Origin of the sequence: Bradyrhizobium sp. WBOS07, from assembly GCF_024585165.1 — a bacterium.
Lineage (GTDB): Bacteria > Pseudomonadota > Alphaproteobacteria > Rhizobiales > Xanthobacteraceae > Bradyrhizobium > Bradyrhizobium japonicum_B.
In genome coordinates this window covers 5,200,099-5,219,981 of sequence record NZ_CP029008.1, presented here as the reverse complement: position 1 = coordinate 5,219,981, position 19,883 = coordinate 5,200,099, and the positions used below count along the sequence as shown (strand labels likewise).

At 65.1% G+C, this 19,883-nt stretch carries 22 protein-coding genes and 1 pseudogene; 10 read left to right on the top strand and 13 right to left on the bottom strand.

Annotated features, from left to right (window positions below; all coding sequences use genetic code 11):
- Positions 1-2 precede the first annotated feature (2 nt).
- From DCM79_RS24875 to DCM79_RS24865, 3 genes are read right to left on the bottom strand one after another with little or no spacing between them, the layout of a single operon-like run.
- On the bottom strand, positions 3-815 hold the full coding sequence (locus DCM79_RS24875; protein WP_257176770.1) for an ABC transporter permease: 813 nt from the start codon (positions 813-815) through the stop codon (positions 3-5).
- 4 nt (positions 816-819) lie between these two features.
- Positions 820-1,734 carry an ABC transporter permease gene (locus tag DCM79_RS24870; protein WP_257176769.1) on the bottom strand — a complete coding sequence of 305 codons (915 nt, stop codon included), beginning with the start codon at positions 1,732-1,734 and terminating at the stop codon, positions 820-822.
- Entirely contained in the window at positions 1,731-2,900 is a 1,170-nt protein-coding gene (locus tag DCM79_RS24865; protein ID WP_257176768.1) for an ABC transporter ATP-binding protein, read from the bottom strand. Before DCM79_RS24865 ends, DCM79_RS24870 begins: the two co-directional genes overlap by 4 nt.
- Before the next feature lie 123 nt (positions 2,901-3,023).
- Here DCM79_RS24865 and DCM79_RS24860 point away from each other — a divergent pair, with 123 nt between their 5' ends.
- On the top strand, positions 3,024-3,254 hold the full coding sequence (locus DCM79_RS24860) for a hypothetical protein (protein WP_257176767.1): 231 nt from the start codon (positions 3,024-3,026) through the stop codon (positions 3,252-3,254).
- Positions 3,151-3,552, top strand: a complete 402-nt coding sequence (locus DCM79_RS24855) for a type II toxin-antitoxin system RelE/ParE family toxin (RefSeq protein WP_306556717.1) — start codon at positions 3,151-3,153, stop codon at positions 3,550-3,552. The genes DCM79_RS24860 and DCM79_RS24855 overlap by 104 nt, the downstream gene beginning before the upstream one ends.
- On the opposite strand, the pseudogene DCM79_RS24850 reads toward DCM79_RS24855, so the two are convergent.
- Positions 3,501-5,004 (bottom strand): annotated as a pseudogene (locus tag DCM79_RS24850) (glycerol-3-phosphate dehydrogenase). The gene DCM79_RS24855 and the pseudogene DCM79_RS24850 sit on opposite strands and share 52 nt — an antisense overlap.
- Before the next feature lie 36 nt (positions 5,005-5,040).
- On the bottom strand, positions 5,041-7,728 hold the full coding sequence (locus DCM79_RS24845; RefSeq protein ID WP_257176766.1) for an EAL domain-containing protein: 2,688 nt from the start codon (positions 7,726-7,728) through the stop codon (positions 5,041-5,043).
- A 202-nt stretch (positions 7,729-7,930) separates the two neighbouring features.
- Here DCM79_RS24845 and DCM79_RS24840 point away from each other — a divergent pair, with 202 nt between their 5' ends.
- Complete coding sequence (locus DCM79_RS24840) at positions 7,931-9,034, top strand: NAD(P)/FAD-dependent oxidoreductase (protein WP_257176765.1); 1,104 nt, start codon at positions 7,931-7,933, stop codon at positions 9,032-9,034.
- A gap of 128 nt (positions 9,035-9,162) precedes the next feature.
- Here the strand turns inward: DCM79_RS24840 and DCM79_RS24835 are convergent, their stop codons facing one another.
- Positions 9,163-9,342: a YdcH family protein gene (locus tag DCM79_RS24835; RefSeq protein ID WP_028138361.1), complete on the bottom strand. Its 180-nt coding sequence runs from the start codon at positions 9,340-9,342 to the stop codon at positions 9,163-9,165.
- A gap of 330 nt (positions 9,343-9,672) precedes the next feature.
- Here DCM79_RS24835 and DCM79_RS24830 point away from each other — a divergent pair, with 330 nt between their 5' ends.
- From DCM79_RS24830 to DCM79_RS24820, 3 genes are all read left to right on the top strand, one after another.
- Entirely contained in the window at positions 9,673-9,879 is a 207-nt protein-coding gene (locus DCM79_RS24830; protein WP_008546179.1) for a YdcH family protein, read from the top strand.
- Between the two features lie 125 nt (positions 9,880-10,004).
- The gene (locus DCM79_RS24825) at positions 10,005-10,223 is read left to right on the top strand and encodes a hypothetical protein (RefSeq protein ID WP_026201909.1); all 219 of its coding nucleotides are present in this window, start codon (positions 10,005-10,007) and stop codon (positions 10,221-10,223) included.
- Positions 10,224-10,244: 21 nt separating this feature from the next.
- On the top strand, positions 10,245-10,496 hold the full coding sequence (locus DCM79_RS24820; RefSeq protein ID WP_028138362.1) for a hypothetical protein: 252 nt from the start codon (positions 10,245-10,247) through the stop codon (positions 10,494-10,496).
- Positions 10,497-10,499: 3 nt separating this feature from the next.
- Here DCM79_RS24820 and DCM79_RS24815 read toward each other — a convergent pair whose 3' ends face one another.
- The gene (locus tag DCM79_RS24815; protein WP_257176764.1) at positions 10,500-11,222 is read right to left on the bottom strand and encodes a GGDEF domain-containing protein; all 723 of its coding nucleotides are present in this window, start codon (positions 11,220-11,222) and stop codon (positions 10,500-10,502) included.
- Between the two features lie 141 nt (positions 11,223-11,363).
- On the opposite strand from DCM79_RS24815, the gene purE reads away from it, so the two are divergent.
- Both purE and DCM79_RS24805 read left to right on the top strand, forming a co-directional pair.
- Positions 11,364-11,852 carry a 5-(carboxyamino)imidazole ribonucleotide mutase gene (purE, locus tag DCM79_RS24810; RefSeq protein WP_257176763.1) on the top strand — a complete coding sequence of 163 codons (489 nt, stop codon included), beginning with the start codon at positions 11,364-11,366 and terminating at the stop codon, positions 11,850-11,852.
- On the top strand, positions 11,849-12,955 hold the full coding sequence (locus tag DCM79_RS24805) for a 5-(carboxyamino)imidazole ribonucleotide synthase (RefSeq protein ID WP_028138365.1): 1,107 nt from the start codon (positions 11,849-11,851) through the stop codon (positions 12,953-12,955). Before purE ends, DCM79_RS24805 begins: the two co-directional genes overlap by 4 nt.
- 37 nt (positions 12,956-12,992) lie before the next feature.
- Here DCM79_RS24805 and aqpZ read toward each other — a convergent pair whose 3' ends face one another.
- Positions 12,993-13,715 carry an aquaporin Z gene (gene aqpZ, locus DCM79_RS24800; protein ID WP_257176762.1) on the bottom strand — a complete coding sequence of 241 codons (723 nt, stop codon included), beginning with the start codon at positions 13,713-13,715 and terminating at the stop codon, positions 12,993-12,995.
- A 259-nt stretch (positions 13,716-13,974) separates the two neighbouring features.
- On the opposite strand from aqpZ, the gene rpsU reads away from it, so the two are divergent.
- Complete coding sequence (gene rpsU / locus DCM79_RS24795; RefSeq protein ID WP_008546194.1) at positions 13,975-14,271, top strand: 30S ribosomal protein S21; 297 nt, start codon at positions 13,975-13,977, stop codon at positions 14,269-14,271.
- Between the two features lie 174 nt (positions 14,272-14,445).
- Positions 14,446-15,096 (top strand): tetratricopeptide repeat protein, encoded by a 651-nt coding sequence (locus tag DCM79_RS24790; protein WP_306556716.1) that lies wholly within the window; start codon positions 14,446-14,448, stop codon positions 15,094-15,096.
- Between the two features lie 27 nt (positions 15,097-15,123).
- Here DCM79_RS24790 and DCM79_RS24785 read toward each other — a convergent pair whose 3' ends face one another.
- The 5 genes from DCM79_RS24785 to DCM79_RS24765 form a co-directional block, all read right to left on the bottom strand.
- Positions 15,124-16,068 (bottom strand): hypothetical protein, encoded by a 945-nt coding sequence (locus tag DCM79_RS24785; protein ID WP_257176760.1) that lies wholly within the window; start codon positions 16,066-16,068, stop codon positions 15,124-15,126.
- A gap of 92 nt (positions 16,069-16,160) precedes the next feature.
- Positions 16,161-16,445: a cupin domain-containing protein gene (locus DCM79_RS24780; RefSeq protein ID WP_028138369.1), complete on the bottom strand. Its 285-nt coding sequence runs from the start codon at positions 16,443-16,445 to the stop codon at positions 16,161-16,163.
- A gap of 57 nt (positions 16,446-16,502) precedes the next feature.
- Positions 16,503-17,600: a calcium:proton antiporter gene (locus DCM79_RS24775; RefSeq protein ID WP_257176759.1), complete on the bottom strand. Its 1,098-nt coding sequence runs from the start codon at positions 17,598-17,600 to the stop codon at positions 16,503-16,505.
- A 55-nt stretch (positions 17,601-17,655) separates the two neighbouring features.
- Positions 17,656-18,984: a sodium:proton antiporter gene (locus DCM79_RS24770; protein ID WP_257180839.1), complete on the bottom strand. Its 1,329-nt coding sequence runs from the start codon at positions 18,982-18,984 to the stop codon at positions 17,656-17,658.
- A gap of 97 nt (positions 18,985-19,081) precedes the next feature.
- The gene (locus DCM79_RS24765; protein ID WP_257176758.1) at positions 19,082-19,882 is read right to left on the bottom strand and encodes an alpha/beta hydrolase; all 801 of its coding nucleotides are present in this window, start codon (positions 19,880-19,882) and stop codon (positions 19,082-19,084) included.
- Position 19,883 lies beyond the last annotated feature (1 nt).

The following is a 19,883-nucleotide window of genomic DNA, read 5'->3' as shown; positions in this document are numbered from 1 at the left end:
GGCTACAGCGGCGCTGCGCTCTCGCCCTGCGAGCTCGACATTTTCGAGGCGAGCGAGGCGATCACGATGACGACCGCGATCAGGGCGATCACCAGCGTGCAGATGGCGTTGATCTCCGGCTTCACACCCAGCCGCACCTCGGAATAGATCCGGATCGGCAGCGTCGCCGAGCCGGGACCGGTGGTGAAGCTCGCGATGACGAGATCGTCCAGCGACAGCGTGAAGGCGAGCATCCAGCCGGCGACGATCGCGGGTGCGATCAGCGGCAGCGTGACGGCCACGAACGCGCGGACCGGGTCGCAGCCGAGGTCCATCGCCGCCTCCTCCAGCGAACGATCGAGCGAGCCGAGGCGGGATTGCACCACCACGGCGACGAAGCACATCGTCAGCGTGGTATGGGCGATGGTCACGGTCCAGAAGCCGCGCTCGGCGTTGAGCGCCACGAACAGCAGCAGCAGCGACAATCCCGTGATCACCTCAGGCATCACCAGCGGCGCGTAGAGCATGCCGGAGAACAACGTGCGGCCGCGAAACCGCTCGCCGCGCGACAATGCGACCGCGGCGAGCGTGCCGAGCAGCGTGGCGATGGTGGCGCAGGAGACCGCGACCCGCAGGCTCATCCAGGCCGCCTCGATCATGGCGCGGTCATTGAAGAACTCGTGATACCAGCGCAGCGACCAGCCGCCCCAGACGGTCACCAGGCGCGAGGCGTTGAAGGAATAGATGACGAGGATGAGGATCGGCAGATAAAGGAACGCGAGCCCCAGCGCGAGCGAGGCGATATTGAAGCGGGAGAGGCGGGAGGCCTTGCGCATCGTCTCAGCGCCCTTGTTCCAGTTGCCGCTTCTGCAGCCGCTCATACAGCAACAGCGGCACCAGCAGCACGGCCAGCAGCACGATGGCCGCAGCAGAGGCGACCGGCCAATCTTTGTTGGTGAAGAATTCGAGCCAGAGGGTTTGGCCGATCATCAGCGAATTGGAGCCGGCCAGAAGGTCCGGGATGACGAACTCCCCGACGATGGGAATGAAGCACAAAAGCACACCGGCGCCGACGCCAGGCAGCGACAGCGGAAAGGTGACGAGCCAGAACACCTGCCATGGCGGCGCGCCGAGATCGCTGGCCGCCTCCTCCAGCGCCGGCTCCATCTTGGCGAGCGTGGCGTAGAGCGGCAGGATCATGAACGGCAAATAGGAATAGACGATGCCGATATACATCGCGCTGTCGGTGGAGAGCCAGACCACGGGCTGGCTGACCAGGTGCAGCGCCAGCAGGATCTGGTTGAGCAGGCCGTCATGCTGGAGGATGTTGATCCAGGCATAGATGCGGATCAGGAACGAGGTCCAGAACGGCACGATCACCAGCACCATCGCCACCGCCTGCCAGCGCTTCGGCAGCCGCGCCATGCCATAGGCGATGGGATAGCCGATCAGGAGCAACAGTGCGGTCGCCGTCACCGCAACGGTGAGGCTGCGCACATAGGCGAGCAGGTAGATGTCGTCGGAGGCGAGCAGCTTGAAGTTGTCGATCGATAGCGCAGCGAACGCAGCCCTGAGCGCATCCCATCCGGCCACGAGGTCGAACACCGGCTCGTAGGGCGGCTGCGCGATCGCCGTCTGCGACAGGCTTATCTTCAGCACAAAGGCGAACGGCACCAGGAAGAACAGCACCATCCAGACATAGGGAGCGATCGCGGCGAAACGCGCCGGCCTCGCGAAGATGCGGCGGGCGCTCATGATTGCAGCACCACGCAATCGTCGGGCGTGAACCAGGCGACGACATGCTGGTTCAGGCTATAGGCATCGACGTCGGTGCGCGCACTGTTGGCGACGGACGCCTGCACCGTTCCACCGGTGTCGAGCTTCACCTTGTAGGTGGTGGTGCCGCCGAGATAGCAGATGTCGGCGATCACGCCGTCGAGCCGGTTGATCGCCGTCTCACGTCCGGCCTCGCTTACCGGGCCATGCCGCGACAGCTTGACCTTCTCGGGGCGGACCGCCACCGCCAATTTGCCCACGCCGACCGGCTCGCGCGGCTCGGCCACCACCAGCGCTCCCGCATCGCGCGTGCCGATGACCAGACGATGACCGTCGCGCAATTTGGACTCGCCGTCGAACAGATTGACGTCGCCGACGAACTCCGCGATCCAGCGCGAGCGCGGCGCTTCGTAGAGCTCGCGCGGGCTCGCGACCTGAGCCAGGTTTCCGGCGTTCATCACGCCGATTCTATCAGCCATCGTCATCGCCTCCTCCTGGTCGTGGGTGACGATGATGAAGGTCATGCCGAGCCGGCGCTGCAGCTCCATCAGCTCGGCTTGCGTGCTCTCCCGCAGCTTCTTGTCGAGCGCCGCGAGCGGCTCGTCGAGCAGCAGCAATTGCGGGCGGCGTGCCAGCGCGCGGGCGAGCGCGACGCGCTGGCGCTGGCCGCCGGAGAGCTGGTCGGGCTTGCGCTTCTCGAGCCCTTCGAGCTTCACCAGTGCGACCATCTCGGCCACACGGGTGGCGATGTCCGCACGCGCCATGCCTGCGCGCTTCAAGCCGAAGGCGATGTTGTCGCGCACCGACAGATGCGGAAACAGCGCGTAGTTCTGGAACATCATGTTGATCGGCCGCTCATGCGGCAACGCCTGCGCGATGTCCTGCCCCCCGAGCAAAATGCGTCCCTCGTCCGGCGCCTCGAAGCCCGCGAGCATGCGCAGCAGCGTGGTCTTGCCGCAGCCGCTGGGCCCAAGCAGCGCGAAGAACTCGCCGGCCTTGATATCGAGCGAGACGCCATCCACGGCGCGGAACGTCCCAAATGTCTTGGCGACGGCCTCGATGCGCAGCAACGGCTGTCCGGCTGCGGCCGCGTCTCCATTGGCAGCACCTGTCGCGGCGTGCGTTTTCGGCAATTCGTCCGTCATGTTTCCTGCCAACCCCGATTCCGCCGCACGCTAGCGGCCGATCGGCGTTTGCTCAACCGGGTCGAGCGGTGTCGTCACAAATTGGCCTTCATGTGGGACGCCAAAAGGCGTATAGTTACGCATATGACCAAGTTGTTGGATCAGGCCCTGGAGCTCGCACGAAGTCTGCCGGCAGATGCGCGGGACGATATTGCCCGGATCGTCCTGCAACTCGCCGGCGCGGAGACGCCTGCTCACGTCATCCTCTCGGATGATGAGAGGTCAGCGATTGCCGCATCCAAGGAGGCGGCGAAACGAGGCGAATTCGCAACCGAAGCTCAAGTCCGCGCAACTTGGGCCAAGCACGGTCTGTGAAACTCCGCTACACGCTTCCGGCGATCGCCGACCTCGATTCCATCTTGACCCACATTGCGGAAGCGTCGCCTCAGGGAGCAGCGCGCGTCAAAAGCGCATTCATGACGTGATCGGTCTATTGCTGGTGCATCCTGAGATCGGTCTACGAACCGATGATCCGGACATTCGAAGGCTCGCTACGACGCCCTACCCCTTCCTCGTCTTCTACGAGGTCGGGAGCGAGGAGATTATCATCCACGCCGTCCGTCATGGCGCCCGTGATCCCGGCGGGATGCCGGGGACGCGCGGTTCAAGTTGATTCACACCCGCCATAAATGCGGCCAGCGCCTCACGATCCGCGGCCGGCATGGTCAGGCCGAGCTTGGAGCGGCGCCACAGCACATCATCCGGAAAGCGCGCCCATTCGCGGGTCATGAGATGGCACACCTCGGCCCCGGTCAGCTCGGGACCGAAGGCAGGCCCGAGTTCGCCGCGGGTCTTGGCCTCCCCCAGCACGGCGGCCAAGCGCGAACCATAGGCGGCGACCAGGCGCTGCGCCTGCGCTTCGGAGAGAAAGCGCCAGCGCTCGCGCGCAAGATCGACTTCGCTGTCGAAACGCTCCCAGGCGAAATCGCCGCCGGGCAGCGCCGCGCCTGCAGTCCAGGGCGGCGACATCGGATAGAACGGCGTCAGCTTCGTCACCGCCCGCTCGGCGCGCAGGCGCGAGGTGGTGACGTCGCCGCCGAACATCGTGATCAGCGGCGCCTTGCGCCGGCGCGCGTGGAACAAGGTCGTGCCGTCGCGGTGCGGACGCCGGCTTCAAATTGACGCCGGAGACCGTCCGGACCACGTCGGCCGTTTCGATGCGCTCGCGGAAATAGCGACTGGCTGCCTCGCAGAGATAGCTGACATCGGCCCCTCGCATCGTGACGATGGCGGGATCGCCGGTGAACTCGTTCGTGACGGTGCCGATCAGCGTGAACGCCCGCTCGAAAGGAGAGGCGAAGATGAGGCGTCCGTCGCTGTTCTGGAAGACGTAGACGTTGTCGGAATCGAACAGCCGGGGCACGATGATCTGGCTTATCTGCATGGGCACTGCGGCAGGTTGCGGCTGGCGCAGCACGGTCTCCGCGACAATCTCCGCCCACGCCCCGGTGGTGTTGGCCAGCGCCCGGGCCGTGATCGTACGGCGATGGCCGCGATCGACCACCGCGAGCCGCCAGACATCGGTTCTATCGGCCCGCACGCAGCGAGCGCCGGTCCGGATCGCAGCGCCGCGTTCGGCCGCATCCAGCGCCGTGAGCACCACCAGGCGGGAATCGTCGACGACGCAGTCCGAATATTCGAAGGCCGTGCCGAACGGGCGCTTCAGCGCGTTGCCGATCGGATGATGCGTGATGTCGATGGTGGCTGAAGGCGGCAGGCCGCCGCGGTTCGTGAGCACGTCGTAAACATACAGGCCGGCCCGCAGCAGCCAGGGCGGACGCTCGTCGGAATGCGCGGGGATCACGAAGCGCATCGGCCGGACCAGATGCGGCGCGATGGCGAGCCAGATCCGGCGCTCGGCCAGCGCCCGGCGCACCCGCCAGAACCCGCGCCGCTCCAGCACCGACAGATCGCCGTGGATCAGCCGCGGTGTCGCCGAGGATGCCGCGCCGCCGAGATCGCCCTGCTCGAACAGGACGACCCGCAGACCGCGGCCGGCCGCATCGCGCGCGAGGCTGACACCGTTCAGACCGCCGCCGATGATCGCAAGGTCGTAATCCGCCATGGGGCCGTCGAGAAGGAGCGAAGCGCCCCATCATCTCTAGCCGGTCTTGAGCGCAAGCTCCATGACCTCGGCGCGACCGACGAGGCCGGCATATTTGCCGATCGGCAACGGCTTGCCGAGCAGATAGCCTTGCACGCCGTCGCAGCCCTCCTTGGCGAGGAAGGCGAGCTGCTCGATCGTCTCGACGCCCTCGGCGATGATCGACATGTCGAGGCCGTGGCCGAGATCGATCACCGCACGGACGATCGCCGCCGATTGCGGATTGCGGCCGAGATTGACGATGAAGGCGCGGTCGATCTTGATCTTGTCGAACGGGAACGCCTGGAGGTAGCTCAGCGAGGAATATCCGCTGCCGAAATCGTCCATGGAGATGCGGACGCCGAGCGCCTTGAGGCGTCGCAGCAGCGCGAGGCCCCGGTCGAAATCCTCGATCAGCACGCCCTCGGTGATCTCAAGCTCGAGCCGGCCGGGCGCAAGGCCGGTCTCGAGCAGGATCGAATGGACGAGGCCAACCACGTCGCCGTGCATGAACTGCGCCGGCGACAGATTGACCGCGACCTGGAGCGGTTTCGGCCAGGACGCCGCCTCGCGGCAAGTCTCGCGCAGGATCCACTCGCCCATTTCGACGATCAGGCCGCTTTCCTCCGCGATCGGGATGAATTCGGCCGGCGAGACCTGGCCGCGCACCGGATGCTGCCAGCGCGCCAGTGCCTCGAAGCCGATGATCTCGCTCTCGGCGACGCTGTCGCCCGCGGCCCCCTGCGGCTGGAAGGCAAGCGAGAGCTCGCCGTTCTTGATCGCCATCGACAGGTCCTGGTGCAGCACGCGCCGATCGCGGATCTGCTGGTCCATCTCCGGCTGGTAGAGGCTGATCGTGCCGCGGGACTTCTGCTTGGCGCGGAACAGCGCCGCACCGGCATTGGCGAGCAGCGAGGCGCCATCGGTGCCATTGCGCGGGAAGACCGCCATGCCGGTGGTGGCGCCGGCACGAACCGCCCGGCCGTCGATCTGGAATTCCTTCGCAACGGCTTCGCCGAGGTGCTGCGCCAGCGCAAGGCCGGAATCCGGCTGCTTGCCGTCGATGATGAGGCCGAATTCATCGCCGGACAGGCGCGCGACCACGCCGCCGCGGGCGGAGTCCTGAAGCCGCTGGGCCACCTCGATCAGGAGCTTGTCGCCGAGTGCGTGACCGAAGACGTCGTTGACCTCCTTGAGGCCGTCGAGGTCGACGCAGAGGACGGCGAACTCCTCGTCGGTGCCTTCACAGGCCTCGATCATCTGGGTCAACGCCTGAAGGAAGGCCGCACGGTTCGGCAAGTCGGTGAGGCCGTCGTGATAGGCCATGTGGGCCATGCGCGACTCGGTCTGCCGGCGGTCGGTGACGTCCTCGTGGGTCTTGATCAGATATTGCGGCTCGCCGGTGTCGCCGAGCACGGTGGCGCGGCGCGTCAGGAACAGCCGCAGGCCGTCCTTGGTGGAGATCGGATGCTCCTCGGTGATCATCCCGCGTTTCTTGATCGCGGCCTCGTCGCGCGCGATGATCAGCTTGGCTTCCTTTGGGTTGAAGATGTCGGACGCCGTCAGGCCCGTGGCTTCCTCGCGCCGGCGATTGAGAATCGTCTCCGCGCTGCGGTTGGCGAGCAGATAGCGGCCATCCTTGACCTGCTCGACGATCAGGGCCACCGGGATGTTGTCGACCACCAGTTCGAGGAACCTCTTGGTGCTCTCCAGCTCCTTGGACAGCGAGCGACGGTCGGTGATGTCCTCGAACATGAGCATCAGGAATTCGGGCTTGTTGCTCTCGTTGCGGACCACGATCCGGATCGAGGCGACCATGCGCCGCTCGCCGCCGCGGTCGACCTCGAATTCGTTGCGGAACTGGCCGTCCGGCGAATCCAGCGCGGCCCGGTCCGTCGCCTCGATGCTGTCCGCCGAAGCGGATTCGAACAGCTCGCGCGCGTTCTTGCCGACGACGTGGTCGCGCGAGAAGCCCCAGAACCGTTCATAGGCGCTGTTGGCGAAGATATAGCGGCCGTCCTCGATGTTCTTCGCGGCCACGCAGGCCGGAACGTTGTCCAGCACCGTTTCGAGGAACTGCTTGGTCGAGGCCAGTTGCCGCGACAGCTTGCGCTGCTCGCTGACGTCGAGATGCGTCGCCACCGAACCGCCGTTCGGCAGCACGAAATATTTCACCAGGATGGCCCGCCCGTCCGGAAGCTCGGTGATCAGTCCGTTGGGACTGGCCGCCTTCTCATAGAACTCGTCGTCGGAGGCGACGCCGAGCACTCCGCGCTTGCGTCGCAGCTCGAGCAGCTCATAGCCGTTCATGTTGGCCCAGATATCCGAGCGCGTCAGGCCGTAGATCTCGAGATAGCGGTCGTTGCAGAAGATGATGCGACGCTGCGAATCCGTCATCACCACGCCCTGATTGAGATTGTTCATGGCGGAGGAGACGAAGGCGTTGCGCCGCAGCTGCAAGCGTCTGGTCCGGCGCAGCGAGGAATGAATCCACAGCGAGATCGCGACGAGGAAGGCACAGACGACGACGCCCGCGATCAGGGCTTCCCAGACCACGTTGGGATCGAGCTGATCAAAATAGCCCGGCGCGGCGAGGCCGTCCGTCAGCGCGAAGGCGCGCGCGGGCGCAACCGTGCCGGCGAGGCACACAACGGCCTGCACAGCAATCGGAAGCGTGCTGCCCTCGTGCCAGTTCTTCTCAGCCATCAGCCACCCGCGATTTCAACGTCGGATTGTCTGGCCTCACGGGTTTGGATCGGGTAAACGCCTGTACGCACAACAGAAAAATGTGACGTGAAATACGGCAATTGCCCTGACATGATAAATTCTTCCTTAACGGAAAACGCCCCCGCGCCGTCCTTTCCAGGTCTGATGCGACCGGCGCTCCCAACGGACATGCTGCACAACCATGGATAGGGTCGATTGCGTCGTCATCGGAGCCGGCGTGGTCGGGCTCGCGGTGGCCCGAAGGCTCGCGCAGGCCGGGCGCGAGGTCATCGTGCTCGAGGAGGCCGAGGCGATCGGCACCATCACCTCCTCGCGCAACAGTGAGGTGATCCATGCCGGCATCTACTACCGCGCCGGGAGCTGGATGGCGCGCATGTGCGTCGCCGGCAAGCACGCGCTCTACCGCTACTGTGCCGAGCGCGGCATCCCGCACAGGAATTGCGGCAAGCTGATCGTCGCGACCAGCCCGCAGGAGACCGCGAAGCTGCAATCGATCAAGGCGCATGCCGAGGCCAATGGCGTGCTCGACATGCAGTTGCTCGCGGGCGAGGCGGCACGCGCGCTGGAGCCGGCACTTGCCTGCGACGCCGCACTGCTGTCGCCCTCAACGGGCATCATCGACAGCCACGCCTACATGCTGTCGCTGCGCGGCGAAGCCGAGGACGCCGGCGCCGCCTTCGCGTTTCACACCCCGCTGATCCGCGCCAAGGCGGCTGGTGGCATCATCGAGATCGAGGCTGGCGGCGAGGCGCCGATGACGCTGCAATGCAGCCTGCTCGTCAACGCCGCCGGGCTGTCGGCGACGAATGTAGCGCGCAGCATCGAGGGCATGCCGCTGGACCGCATTCCGCCGGCCTATCTCGCCAAGGGAAACTACTTCAGCTGCAACGCCAAGGCGCCGTTCTCACGCCTGATCTACCCGGTGCCCGAACCCGGCGGTTTGGGGGTGCACCTGACGCTGGACATGGCCGGCCAGGCGCGGTTCGGGCCTGACGTCGAATGGATCGAGACGATCGATTACGAGGTCGATCCGTCACGCGCCGAGCGCTTCTATCCGGCGATCCGCAGATATTGGCCGACGTTGCCCGACGGCGCGCTGATGCCGAGCTATTCAGGCATCCGGCCGAAGATCGTCCCGCCCGCGGTGGCCACGCAGGACTTCCTGATGCAGGGACCGCGCGACCACGGCGTTGCAGGCCTTGTGAATTTGTTCGGGATCGAGTCGCCTGGACTGACGTCATCGCTCGCGATCGCAGATCACGTCGCCGAGCTCGCAGAGGTCTAGAGCGCAGGCAAATCCAAGCAGTGCGCAGACATCCTGCGCGATGCTTACCCCGCAGCAGGGACGAGGGCAAAGACTCTCATCCCTGCATGATGAAGGGTGCGATCAACTCTACGCTGTTATGGGGGTTACTAGTGGAGCGTGTCGCCGTGCTTCAGACGCTCGATCTGGTCCTTGACCATCAACTTCCGGCGCTTCAACTCAACAATTTGCAGGTCGTCTGTTGAAAGGTGCACGAGAGCGTCGTGCAATTCGTTTTCGAGAAGTTTGTGCTTCCGTTCCAATTCAACGAGATGTGCCTGAATTGTCATTCGAAACCTCCTCGGTAGGGTTGAACCTCAGGATTCGATCCGGACAACGAAGTCTACATCACCGATTCGTTCTGTCGATGGGTATCCGTCGTCGCAGCTTCATTTTTGAAAATTCATATGTAACGAAGCGTGAGTAAAGGAACCGCGCCGGAAAAATCCGTGATATCAATGCGCTTGCACGGCCGCTACGCCCCCGCAGGAAATATGTTGCGGGAGATCGGCGAGCAGAGGGCGCAGATCGCTTGCGATCACGCCGCGCAAGGACGATAATTTCCACAGGGCATCCACAGCCCAGAGTCTCACGCCTATCGGTTTTCGGCCACCGCAGACATGACCAATGAAGACGAGCGTGAGCTCGAAGCCGAGCTCACCCGGTTGCAGCAGGAACACCGAGATCTCGATGCGGCGATCGATGCACTGCATCAATCGCCCGCCCCCGACCTGTTGCGGTTGCAGCGGCTGAAGAAGCGCAAGCTGTTGTTGCGCGACCGCATCGCGTTCATCGAAGACCAGATCACGCCCGACATCATCGCCTGATCCACAGGCTGCGCGACAAAGCTCACCTGAGATCGAATCCGCTTGACTCGAAAAGAACAAAATAAGAACATTCGAGGTGCAGCAACGCCCCGAACGCCCCTAAGAACACACCCGAGGACACGCAGATGTCGACAGCAGCCCTTCTCGACAACAGCCACTATGAACAGGCGTGCGACCAGGCCATCGCAATGTGCGACGGCAATCTGCGCAGCACCATCAAGGCGCTGATCATGGCCAACGAATACCTGGAGGCCGAGCTGGAGGAATTGCAGGCGGCAATCTCCGCCGGCTGCATCCCCGAGACCTCACGCAGCAAGATGCGGAGCAAGAGCAGCGCCGCCTGAGTTCAACGTCGGAGCAACGCCATGTCGGACGTGACCTATTACGTTGCAATGCCCTTCTTGATCGATGCCGACGGCTCGCCTGTCGCAGGCGCAGCGGAAGAATGCCAGAGTTCGACGGCCGCGTTGCGGCGCGCCGAGGCCTTGTCGCGCGGCGCCGGCCACATCGGTGCCGTCGCGTTCAGCCGCAGCGGCGATCCCATGACCGGCGAGTTCGGGGACGCCACGCTGCTGCGCAGATTCGGCAACGTGCCGGAAGATCTCGCCACACTGTAGGAATCAGCTGCTGACCAGCCTGATCCGCGGCTCGTGCCGCCGATGCGCCTTGCGCACATACATGGCGGCATCCGCCTCCTCCAGGGCACGGCCTGCATCGGATTGCGCCCCCAGCAGCGCGACACCGGCGGAGGCCCCCGCGGTCACGTGCTGGCCGCGAAAGACGAAAGACAATTCGTCGATCGCCTGTTCGAAGGCGGCGGCCTTCGCCTTGGCATCGGTCTCGCTCAGGTTCCAGAGCAGCAGCGCGAACTCGTCGCCTCCGAGCCGCCCGACCACGTCGGAGGCACGGACCTGCCGCGTCAGCGCGGCGACAATCGACTTGAGCACCTCGTCGCCGGCGCCGTGACCAAACGAATCGTTGATCGGTTTCAGCCGATCGACGTCGAGCACGATCAGCGCCCCGCTGGCGCGGTAGCGCTTCATGTAGGCGATGGCGCGCGCAAGCTCGCGCTCGAAACCGCGCCGGTTGGGAATCCCGAGCAGGAAATCGGTATCGGCCGCAGCTTCCAGCTCGGCGACCCGGCGCTGCGCCTGCTTGAGCTTGGCCCGCAAGTCCCGGATCGTCGCCCTGACGGTTTCCTGGGCTTCATCGCCCAACGCGCCGCGCCGCGGCGGCTTCGCCGGACGCTTGGTCGGCCGCTTCGGGGCGGCTTTGGAACGGCCGACGCTGGTCTTCCGGCCCGCCTTGGCCTTCGCAGCACTCGCCCTTTTCGGTTTCTTCATGGGCATCCTGCTCAATGAAGGCTTGCGGGGTTTCACCAAGACAGGATAGTGGATTCCCTTCTCCTTGCCACCGCCTTGCGAGCCGCCGGCCGGAACCGATAATCTGGCCTATCCTTCTGTTTTTCGGGCACAATCAACGCCATGACCGCGCCGATCGCCATCATCATGGGAAGCCAGTCGGACTGGGACACGATGCGGCATGCCGCCGACACGCTCGCCGCGCTCGGCGTTGCAGTCGACAGCCGCATCGTTTCGGCCCACCGCACCCCCGACCGGCTGTTTGCTTTCGCCAAGGGCGCCAAGGCCGCGGGGTACAAGGTCATCATCGCCGGCGCTGGAGGCGCTGCGCACCTGCCAGGCATGGCGGCGGCGCTGACCGAGCTGCCGGTATTCGGCGTTCCCGTCGAATCCAAGACCCTCAAGGGCCTCGATTCGCTCTATTCGATCGTCCAGATGCCCGCCGGCATCCCGGTCGGCACCCTCGCCATCGGCAAGGCCGGCGCGACCAACGCCGCGCTGCTGGCAGCATCCGTCCTGGCACTGTCCGACCCGGCCTTGTCCGATCGCCTCGCCGCCTGGCGCAAGGCTCAGACCGAGGCGGTTGCTGAGCGCCCGGAGGGCAAGGCGTGACTGACACCCGGCACGTGAAGCTGAAGCCCGGTGACACCATCGGAATCCTCGGCGGCGGACAATTGGGCCGGATGCTGGCGATGGCTGCGGCGCGGCTCGGCCTGCGCTGCCAGGTATTCTCGCCCGATCCGGACTCGCCGGCTTTCGACGTCGTCTTGAACGCGACCTGCGCCGAATATGCCGATGTCGAAGCGCTCGAACTGTTCGCGGGCGACGTCGACGTCATCACCTACGAATTCGAGAACGTCCCCTCGGCCGCTGCGATGGTGCTGGATGCGCGCCGCCCGGTGCTGCCCAATCGCAAGATCCTCGAGACCACGCAGGACCGGCTCGCGGAGAAGGATTTTGTCACCCGCCTCGGGATCGGCACCGCAGCCTACGCCGACGTCACGTCCGTCGCCTCGTTGCGCGAGGCGATCGCCAGGATCGGCCTTCCGGCCGTGCTCAAGACCCGCCGCTTCGGTTATGACGGCAAGGGCCAGGCCATCATCCGCGAGGGCGACGACATCGCCAAGGTGTGGACCAGCCTCGCCACCAAATCGGCGATCCTGGAAGCCTTCGTGCCGTTCGAGCGCGAGATCTCCGTGATCGCCGCACGCTCGGTCACAGGCGAGGTCGAGTGTTTCGACGTCACCGAGAACGAGCACCGCGACCACATCCTGAAGATATCGCGCGCGCCGGCCCCGATCCCCGACGCGCTCGCCGAGGAAGCGCGCAGCATCGCCGGAAAGATCGCGAGCGCGCTCGACTATGTCGGCGTGCTCGCCGTCGAGATGTTCGTGCTGGCCAATGGCACCGGACCGAAGGTGCTGGTCAACGAGATCGCCCCGCGCGTGCATAATTCCGGGCACTGGACGCTCGACGGCGCGTCCGTCTCGCAGTTCGAGCAGCACATCCGCGCCATCGCCGGCTGGCCGCTCGGCAAGCCGGTGCGCCACGGTGAGGTCGTCACCATGACCAACCTGATCGGCGACGAGATCAACGACTACGAGAAGTGGCTGGCCGTGCCCGGCGCGACCGTCCACATCTATGGCAAGGGCGCGCCGCGCCCCGGCCGCAAGATGGGCCACGTCACCGAAGTGCGCCCCACCACAGGCAAGTAACGGGATCGCGGCTCCGACCTGCGATCCCGCCACGCGCTCAGGCCGTCTTCACGCCCGCGACAACGCCGGTGGGCTCCTCGCTCAGCCAGCGATAGATCACCCCGCCCAGCGCGCCGCCGATCAGCGGTGCGACCCAGAACAGCCAAAGCTGCGCGGTCGCCCAGCCGCCGACGAACAGCGCGGGGCCCGTGCTGCGCGCCGGGTTCACCGACGTGTTGGTGACGGGGATGCTGACGAGATGGATCATCACCAGCGCGAGCCCGATCGCGAGCGGTGCGAAGCCCGCGGGCGCGCGGCCATGGGTGGCGCCCATGATGATGAACAGGAACATCATGGTCATCACCACCTCGGTGAGGAAGCACACGATCATGCTGTACTGGCCGGGCGAATGCGCGTCATAGCCGTTGGATGCGAAGCCCTTGCCGACGTCGAATCCGGGAGCCCCGCTCGCGATGACATAGAGAAGCCATGCAGCCACGATGGCTCCGGCCACCTGGGCGATCACATAGGGCAGGATCTGCCCGGCGGGAAAACGGCCGCCGGCAGCAAGACCGACGGTGACCGCCGGGTTGAGATGGCAACCCGAGATATGGCCGATCGCATAGGCCATGGTGACGACGCTGAGTCCGAACGCGAGGGAGACACCAACCAGTCCGATTCCCACCTGCGGAAAGCCGGCGGCGATCACCGCACTCCCGCAGCCTGCGAATGTAAGCCAAAAGGTCCCGATGGCTTCTGCAGCGTATTTCTTGATATCCATGTGTAGTCCCCTGCTTTCAAGATTCCGGAACAAAGCCCCGGAAACGGCCCCATCATTGGCGTCAAATCTCCCAAATCAGGGCTGCAAGGAGATATTTTGCCTTATTTAATGGCTGAACTTGGCCCGAATCCCCGCTTGGCCGGTGGACATCCCGGGTTTTGTCTGATACATCCGCGCCCTCAAGGTTAAGGGCTTGCGCGTTTCGCCATCCCCTTCGTCTTACCAGAATTCAAATCCGATCCACTCAAGAGGATGCCGCGTGCAGGTTCTCGTTCGCGATAACAATGTCGATCAAGCCCTCAAGGCGCTGAAGAAGAAGATGCAGCGCGAGGGAATTTTCCGCGAGATGAAGCTCCGCGGTCACTACGAAAAGCCCTCCGAGAAGAAGGCCCGCGAAAAGGCCGAAGCCGTGCGCCGCGCGCGCAAGCTGGCCCGCAAGAAGCTGCAGCGCGAAGGTCTGCTGCCGATGAAGCCGAAGCCGGTGTTCGGCGCCGGTCCCGGCGGTGATCGCGGCGGCCGTGGCGGCCCCGGTGCAGGTCCGCGCGGACCGCGCTGATCTACTGGACCCCGCAAGACTTCAGTTTCCCAAGTCTTCAATTTTCGCAAGTCTTCAATTTCCCAAGACTTCAGTTTCCGATGACGCGGGCCCCTGGCCCGCGTTATTGTTTGTGAGCGGTGCCTTTCTGGGACGGGGCACTACCAGTGCGGCACGAGCGCGAGCGAACCGTAGATGGCTTCCCCTTGCCCCGAGCGCGGCTTGACGCGGCGACGCCTGATCTGGCGGCAGCCGTTCGCGCTGGCTTTGATGGGGATTGCGCTGTGCGGCTGCTCCTTCGATCTGGGATCGTTGATGCCGGAGAAGGATAAGCCGCAGGAGGCGCCGAAGGCGGCCGCACCCGCTGAGAGCGCGGTAAGCCCCGGCAACGTCGCCGAAGCTCAGGCCCATACCGCAAAAGCCCAATCCCTGGCGAAGTCAGGCGAGACCGCGGCAGCGCTCGAGGAGTTCAATCGCGCGGTCGGTCTCGATCCCTACAACGCGCAGGCGCTTTATGGCCGTGCCCTGATCTACCAGGCCAATCATCAGCACGACTCCGCGATCGCCGATTTCAGCGCCGCGAGCGGGCTCAACCCCCAGAAGGCCGAGCCGCTGCTCGGCCGCGCCACCAGCTATCTCGCCCTCGGCAAGATCAAGGAGGCCGCAGCCGATCTGGATGAGGCCTCCGAGGCGGATCCGCATAACCCGCAGGTCTGGACCACGCGCGGACAGGCCTATGAACGACTGGGCGACAAGGCCAAGGCGGCGGCCTCCTACACCAGGGCCGTCGCGCTTCGGCCACGCGACGACACCGCACGCAGCGGCCTTGCCCGCGTCGGCGGTTGACGGCTCGGGCGCAGCGCAGGCGCTGTCTCAGTCGGGGGTGGCGCCCTTCGGCAGAACGGAGTGGAACATCGACTTCATGCCCGACAGCATCTCGTCGGCCACATTCGTCTTCTTCGGCCGCGGCAGGGCGGCGCCGGCATCGGCGCGCAGATCGAGCGGCGGCGCGATCACCGGCACGGGAATGTCCGCCGGCGGCGTCATCCGATTCGGGTCGTCGTTGCCGACCGAGGCCGTATAGGACGGCGAGGAACCGCCATTGCCATAGCTCTCGGGCGAGGGCGTGGACACCGTGATCGGCGGTGGCAGCGGCCTGACCGCCGAGGGCTCCGTCGCGATGACACGCGGGGCCTCGGGGACGCGGGTAGCTTCGCGCACCGCGGGCTCGGGGGTCCGCTCGACCGGCTTGGTCTCGGCAGATTTGGCTTCGGCAGCTTTGGTCTCGGCAGACTTGGTCTCGGCAGCTTTGCCCTCAGGCGACTTGCGAAGACGCTCGATGGCGGCGCGCGCCAGATCGTTGGCGTCGGGAGTCGCAGCCTGGGACGCTCCGGCCGGCGCGGCACTGGCCTCCGCGACCGGGGCAGCGGCTGGCGGGGTCGCCTTCGCGGCGGCCTTCTCGCGCACAGGGGGACGGCCGTGCGAGGGGGCGTCGGCAGGCGCGATGTCTGCAGCCTTGGTCTCATGCTTGTCGGCGGGCTTCTCGGCCGCAGCTTTGTCCGCCGCAGCCTTGTCTGCCGCACCCTTGTCGGAAATGCTCTTCTCCGAGATGCCCCTGGCCTTGACGCCGGGCGCAGGAAGGTTGGCGGTGTCCGTCGGCTTGCCGTCGCTGCCGGCCTGGGAAGGGGCCACCACGGCCGCAGGGGCATCAGCCGCCGGCTTGGCGTTGATGTAGTGGTTAACGATGTACGCCCCGATGATCGTCGCGAGCACCGAGGGGAAAATATCCATCGAAATTTTAGCGAGGTATTTCAGCATTCCGGCCACTCCCCGCGCGATCTGATGCGGGAACTTTGGGGCATTGTAAGGGATCAACTGCGACGGATCGATGGCAAGTGTTAAGGCCGGACTTACGGCTTGAGCTCGATCTCAAGGAACACGATCTCAGTTGAGGTTTCGTTAAGTACGTCATGTTGGACGCCCGCCTTGCGGAAATAGGATTTCCCGGCCGCAAGCTGCGCCTTGGACCGCTCGCCGTTGGGCGCCACGATGGTCATTTCGCCGGCGACCACGGGAACAATCACGTAATCCATGCCGTGGGTGTGATGCCCGGTGGCGCTGCCCGGATCGAGCCGCCATTCGGTCACCCGCACCTGTTCGTTATCGACCTGAACCTCGGATCTGGCGGCAAGCATCGGGACTCTCCTGGGACGCGATCCGGCCCGTGAGGGCGGCGGATGCGCAAAATGGGTTCAGGGCACGAAAACCATGAAGACGTAGACGGCAAATACCACCATATGGACCAGCCCGAACAGGACGTTTGTTCTGCCCGTGCCGAAGGTCAGCATGCTCAGGAAGAAGGTCAGGAGCAGGAGCACGCTGCCCTGGGCGCTGAGGCCGAGCTCGAGCTCCTTGTCGAGCGCGTAGGTGGCAATGCCAACGGCCGGAATGGTCAGCCCGATGGTGGCGAGCGAGGAGCCCAGCGCGAGGTTGATGCTCTTCTGGAGGTCATTCTTGCGGGCCGCGGAGACGGCCGCAAGACCTTCCGGCATCAGAATCAGCAGCGCGACCAGAAGTCCGGTGAAGGCCGGCGGCGCGCCGATCCTGGCTGCGACGGCGTCGACCACCAGCGAGAATTTCTTGGCGAGCAGCACCACCGCCAGCAGCGCGACCAGCAGCAGCACGACGCTGAGCGCCAGCATCCTGCCCGACAGATGCGCCTCGCCGCTGCCGCCGTCTCCCCGATCATGAACGAAGTAGTCCTTGTGCAGCACCATCTGGGTGTAGAGAAACACCCCGTACAGCGCGAGCGTGACGACGTCGACGAAACCGAGCTGAGCTGCCGAATAGACCGGCCCCGGCGTGCTGGTCGTGTAGTTCGGCAGGATCAGCGTGATGGTCGCGAGCGCGAACAGGACGCTGAGATAGACGTTGGCGCCGGAGAGCTGAAAGCCCTGCTCCCGATAGCGCAGGCCGCCGATAAAGATGCAGAGCCCGACGAGGCCGTTGCAGACGATCATGACCACGGCGAACACGGTGTCGCGCGCCAGCGCCGGCGCGGGCTTGTCGCCGAGCATGATCGTGGTGATCAGCGCCACCTCGATGATGGTCACCGAGAGCGTCAGCACCAGCGTGCCATAGGGCTCGCCGACCCGTTCGGCGATCACTTCGGCATGATGAACCGCGGCGAACACCGTGCCGAACAGGATGACGAGCAGCACGGTCGCAAAGACGAGCCCGCCCAGCGACAGCGTGAACACGTAGTCCGTCGCGCTTACGGCTGCGAACAACAGCACGGCCAGCGCCGGAAAGATCCAGGCCGACCGGGGCATCGGGTTATGCGCGCTCATTCACCAATTCCATCTGCTCGGATGAGCAGTAGCAAATCAGGCGCGAGATTCAATGCTAGTGCAGGATCGGCGAGACCGGCAGCAGCGTCAGCAGCACGAACAGCGGGATCAACACTGCGCCGGCGCGCAAGAAATAGCCGAAGAAGCTCGGCATCTTGATGCCGTTCTCGCTGGCGATGCTGCTCACCATGAAGTTCGGTGCATTGCCGATATAGGTGAGCGCACCCATGTAGACCGCGCCCATGGAGATCGAGGCGAGCGTGCCCGAGAGCTGATTCATCAGCACCTGCGGGTCGCCGCCGGCGAGCTGGAAGAACAACAGATAGGTCGGCGCATTGTCGAGGAACGCGGACATCAGGCCGGTGAACCAGAAATAAGCGACCTCGCGCGGCGCTCCGTCCGCCCCCGTTACGGCCGACAGCAGCCAGGCGAAGGCGCCGTGATGGCCGGCGTTGAGCATGGCGATGACCGGAATGATGGCGACGAAGATGCCCGCGAACAGCTTTGCGACCTCGCGGATCGGCTCCCAGGTGAAGCCGTTGGCCAGCCTGTGCTCGTCCGGCGTCAGCCACACCGACAGCGCCGCAATGGCGAGCAGCGCCGAATTGCGCGCGAGATCCTCCAGCTCGACCTTCGTTCCGAGAACGTCGAAGGCGATGCCGGGCTTCCACATCGCCGACATCAGCAGGCAGGCGACGATGGCAGCTATCAGCACGAGATTGACGAGGCCGCGGATGCGGACCGGCTCGGCGGAAACGGCCTCCTCGCGCAAAGGCTCGCTGCGGAACCACCAGACGTCGATGGCGACGAAAATCGCGAGCAGCAATCCGGCGACGAGCGCGGTCTGCAGCCAGATGGTCCGTGTGGTCCAGAAGAAGTCGACGCCGTGCAGGAAACCGACGAACAGCGGCGGATCGCCGAGCGGGCTCAACGCGCCGCCGACATTGGCAACCAGGATGATGAAGAAGACGATGACGTGAGCGTTGTGGCGCCGCGGCCGGTTGGCTCGGATTAGCGGACGGATCAGGATCATCGCGGCGCCAGTGGTGCCGACGATGCTCGCCCCCAGCGTGCCGAGCGCGAGGATGCCGGCATTCATCGCCGGCGTGGCCTTGATGTCGCCGGTGATGAGAATGCCGCCGGCCACGACATAGAGAGAGAACAGCAGCACGATGAAGCCGAGATATTCGGCGAGCATGGCGTGCACGAGCGCCGCCAGCGTCGCCGTGCTGCCGGCAAAAATCACGAGCGAGACGAGCGCCAGGAGCGACCAGGCGGCGGTGATCTTGCCGTAATGATGATGCCAAATCTTCGGATACAGCAGCGGGCCGAGCGCGATCGACAGCAACAGACCGGCAAAGGGCAGCGCATAGGGCCAGCGCATCGCCGCACCATCGAGCCCGGTTGCGGCCCAGGCCGGCTGCGGCAACAAGGTGAGGATGACGAGCAGGAATGCGCCCCTGAGCCGCGTGACGGATCGTTCAATATCCAATGAAGCGCCTTGCCGTTTCGAGCGCACCGAAACTGTCGAGATTGTCATGTCCGCCGCCCGCAAAGCGCACGAACCGCTTCGGTTCATGCGCGAGCGCGAACAGACGCTCCCCGAACAGGATGGAAATGGCAAGATCATTGGTGCCATGCATCACCAGCAGCGGCACCGTGACGCGCGCGATCCGTTCGTCGGAGCGAAACTGGTCGCGCATGAGCAGGCGCACCGGCACGTACCGGAAGGCCAATGCTGCGACGTCGGCCGTCGAGGTATACGGCGCCTCCAGGATCAGCTTTCCGATGGCGTGTTCGGAGGCCAGCGCGACCGCCACGCCCGTCCCGAGCGAAAAGCCCCAGGCGACGATTCGTTCCGCCCCATAGCGCGCGCTGGTGAAAGTGTAGGCGGTGGCCGCGTCGCGCAGCAGGCCCTGCTCGCTCGGCGCGCCGCTCGAGCCGGCATAGCCGCGATAGGACAGCGCGACGAGACCGGTGCCGTCGGCAATCATGGCCTTGAAGCGATCGGTGCGGCCCGCGAGGAAATCGCCGTTGCCAGGGAAATACAGGATCACGGGCCGACCGGGCCTCGCCGGCACGTGCCAGACAATGATATTCTCGCCATCCGGGGTGGTCAGAACATGCTCTTCTGCCTCGGGCAGACCTGCCGCACCGGGTGCAGCGCGACCGACCGGCGGGATCGGAAACAGCATCTCGCGCTGCCGGACATACAGCACGACGAGACCGGCGAGATAGACGGTCACGAGCAGGATGACAGTCCACTTGGCGATGGCGATCATG